Below are 2,583 nucleotides of genomic sequence, written 5' to 3' on the forward strand. Positions count from 1 at the left end.
TCGCTGTTCGAGTCGGACCTGACCCCGGTCGATGCAGCGGTCTCGCTGGCGATGGCGGCGGAGCGCGGGCCGGTCGTGCTGGCAGATGTCGCCGACAACCCCGGCGGGGGCGCGTCGGGGGATGGCACGACGATCCTGGCCGCGCTGCTGGCGGCGCGTGCCGAAAGCGCGGTTGTCGCGATGATCGCCGATCCCGAGACGGTGCGTCAGGCAGAGCTGATCGGCGCAGGCAATCGCGGCAGGCTACGACTGGGCGGCAAGACCGACCACCTCCACGGCCCGACGCTGGAGCTCGACGCGCGGGTGCGCTGGACTGGCGACCTCACCTTTGTGAATCGCGGTCCGATGGGAACCGGGACGACGACGCGGCTGGGGTCGTCGGCGGTCATCGAGGTGGGCGACCCGCCGGTCGAGGTGATCGTTGCGACGAACCGCGTCCAGGCGCTCGACCCCGAGCTGCTGCGTGCGGCAGGGATCGAGCCGGAGTCGCGCCGGGTCATCGTGCTGAAGTCGAGCGTCCACTTCCGGGCCGCGTTCGGGCCACTGGCAGCCGGCATCATCGAGGTCGATGGGCCGGGACTCTCCTCGCCGGATCTGCTCAGCTTTCCCTACCGCCGCGTCCGCCGGCCGATCTGGCCGCTGGATCGCGACATGCGGTAGGGTCAGGGTAAAGGAGGCAGGATGAGCGATAACCGGGACCCGGACGACAAGCAGAAGCCACGCCAGCAGCAGGGGATGATCGTCGGCCTCCCGCTTGGCGTCGCGATCGGCGCCGATCGCGGCGCCGCAATGGGCAACGTCTCCCTGGGTATCTCGATCGGCGTTGCCATCGGCGTCGCGCTCGGCGTCGCGCACGATCAGCGCAAGAACGATTGATGAGCGAGATGCCGCCACGCCGCCGAAAGAACCCGCTCGTTCAGGCCGCCGCGGTCCTGCTGGGCTTCCTGCTCGGCATCGCGCTGCTCGGCCGGCTCGATAGCAGCGGCCTGCCGATCCTGGTCGGCGCGGCGATCGGGGTTGCGCTGGTCTTGGCGTTCGACGCGCTGCGGCGCAGAGACCGACCATCCTGAAGCGGCGAGCACCGTTGACTACCGACCGCCAACGTGCCTCGTTCGACCTTCGTGCTCCTCACGTATTCCGGCGCAGTAGAACGACGGCGACGAGCTGGAGAACACAGAAGGCGAACAGGAAGATACCGATGCTGAAGACCGTGATCACGCCAAACACGAACGCCAGCGCCGCGGCGATGAGCATCGCCTTCCACGACGAGCGAGACAGGCCGTACCAGGTTAGGAGCAGTGAACACGCAGGAATCAGCCATACGAGGCCAAGCCATGGTTCCTGGGGCATTCGCCGGTCCGTTTCGCTACGCTGCTAGTGTCGGGTAGAATCAGGTATAGCGTCCTCTGCCGCTCGGACCTTGCCAATTAGCTGGAGTCACCCATGAAGCGGTTCGTGAAGAGTCGACAGAACAGCGGTAGCGACGTCACGGCGGTGCTGCTTGGGGTGTGTTTGAGCCTGATCGCTCTAGGTGGATACGTTTCCTTTGAGTACCGCGTCATTCGGCCGGCGCAGGAGATCGACCTTGGTTATGATACCCCCGGATTGATGCGACAACTCGTCATCATCGTTCTATTCTGTTTCCCGACGACATTTGGTGCTGTCATCGCAGCCTGGCTTGCGTCCCGGCCGAAGCGTGTTGCATCTTGCGTTGCCATCGCCTACGTCCTTATAGTGTTCGCCCCACTGTTCAGCGACGACAATCTGCCTTATCCGCTCCCTGGCGTGGTCGGCTTACAGCCGTGGGTGACACTGAGCATGCTTCTGGTGAATCTCGCCATACTACCTGTCGCTGCGGCGGCGGCAACCACCAGGATTCGTACAGCCCTGACTGCGACAGGATGATTACGACATGCATTGTCGTGACGGGAAACAGCCCTGGTGAGCGAGGACGATATTCCGATCGGACAATCATCGACTTGCAACTGTTGGCGGTAGGCCGGCGAGGGTGCATCGACATGCGCTCAGACGCGCGATCTGAGACGTCGGTGCAACCGGAGCAGGCAAAGATCTCAATTTAGCTCTCGCTATTGGTTGCGGGCTGATAGTCTATCGAGTCAGATTCGATGATGATCCTCGACCGCTCGCAAGACACGCAGCAGCATCAACCCCCGCCAGCCGCTCGTCTCGCGTCACCTCGTCGGCGGCGCGGACGGTGATGTGGCCGAGCTTGCGGCCGGGCCGTGGGGCCTTGCCGTAGTGGTGGAGGTGCGCGTCGGGGATCGCGAGGATCGCGGACGGGTCGGGCATCTCGCCGATCAGGTTCTGGAGGCCGATCGCGCCGAGCGCGTCGGTCTCACCGAGTGGATAGCCGAGGATGGCGCGCAGGTGGTTTTCGAACTGGCTTGTTCTGGCGCCCTCGATCGTCCAGTGGCCGGAGTTGTGGACGCGCGGGGCCATCTCATTGACCAGCAACGCATCGCCGACCTGGAACAGCTCGATCGCCAGCACGCCGACGTAGTCCAGCTCCGCCATCGCGATCTCGACATAACCGCGGGCCGTCGCTGCCAGTATGTCATCGAC

Annotated in this window: 6 protein-coding genes; 4 read left to right on the forward strand and 2 right to left on the reverse strand. The window is 64.7% G+C overall.

What is annotated here, in order from left to right; all coding sequences use genetic code 11:
* From B4M62_RS02605 to B4M62_RS02615, 3 genes are all read left to right on the forward strand, one after another.
* Positions 1-660 (forward strand): MlrC C-terminal domain-containing protein (locus B4M62_RS02605; protein WP_290704741.1); only part of this gene is annotated, 660 nt, incomplete at its 5' end.
* Positions 661-681: 21 nt separating this feature from the next.
* The gene (locus B4M62_RS02610; protein ID WP_290704744.1) at positions 682-876 is read left to right on the forward strand and encodes a hypothetical protein; all 195 of its coding nucleotides are present in this window, start codon (positions 682-684) and stop codon (positions 874-876) included.
* Positions 876-1,070 carry a hypothetical protein gene (locus tag B4M62_RS02615; RefSeq protein WP_290704747.1) on the forward strand — a complete coding sequence of 65 codons (195 nt, stop codon included), beginning with the start codon at positions 876-878 and terminating at the stop codon, positions 1,068-1,070. Before B4M62_RS02610 ends, B4M62_RS02615 begins: the two co-directional genes overlap by 1 nt.
* 58 nt (positions 1,071-1,128) lie before the next feature.
* On the opposite strand, the gene B4M62_RS02620 is transcribed toward B4M62_RS02615, so the two are convergent.
* Positions 1,129-1,350 carry a hypothetical protein gene (locus B4M62_RS02620; RefSeq protein WP_290704750.1) on the reverse strand — a complete coding sequence of 74 codons (222 nt, stop codon included), beginning with the start codon at positions 1,348-1,350 and terminating at the stop codon, positions 1,129-1,131.
* Positions 1,351-1,443: 93 nt separating this feature from the next.
* Here B4M62_RS02620 and B4M62_RS02625 point away from each other — a divergent pair, with 93 nt between their 5' ends.
* Entirely contained in the window at positions 1,444-1,905 is a 462-nt protein-coding gene (locus tag B4M62_RS02625) for a hypothetical protein (RefSeq protein WP_290704753.1), read from the forward strand.
* Between the two features lie 204 nt (positions 1,906-2,109).
* Here the strand turns inward: B4M62_RS02625 and B4M62_RS02630 are convergent.
* A partial coding sequence (locus B4M62_RS02630) for an ATP-grasp domain-containing protein (protein ID WP_290704756.1) occupies positions 2,110-2,583 on the reverse strand: 474 nt, incomplete at its 5' end.

Source organism: Gordonia sp. UBA5067 (genome assembly GCF_002414845.1).
GTDB lineage: Bacteria > Actinomycetota > Actinomycetes > Mycobacteriales > Mycobacteriaceae > Gordonia > Gordonia defluvii.

Coding starts and splice junctions, on each gene's coding strand:
- B4M62_RS02610 (WP_290704744.1), top strand. CDS start 682: ATGAGCGATAACCGGGACCCGGACGACAAGCAGAAGCCACGCCAGCAG.
- B4M62_RS02615 (WP_290704747.1), top strand. CDS start 876: ATGAGCGAGATGCCGCCACGCCGCCGAAAGAACCCGCTCGTTCAGGCC.
- B4M62_RS02620 (WP_290704750.1), bottom strand. CDS start 1,350: ATGCCCCAGGAACCATGGCTTGGCCTCGTATGGCTGATTCCTGCGTGT.
- B4M62_RS02625 (WP_290704753.1), top strand. CDS start 1,444: ATGAAGCGGTTCGTGAAGAGTCGACAGAACAGCGGTAGCGACGTCACG.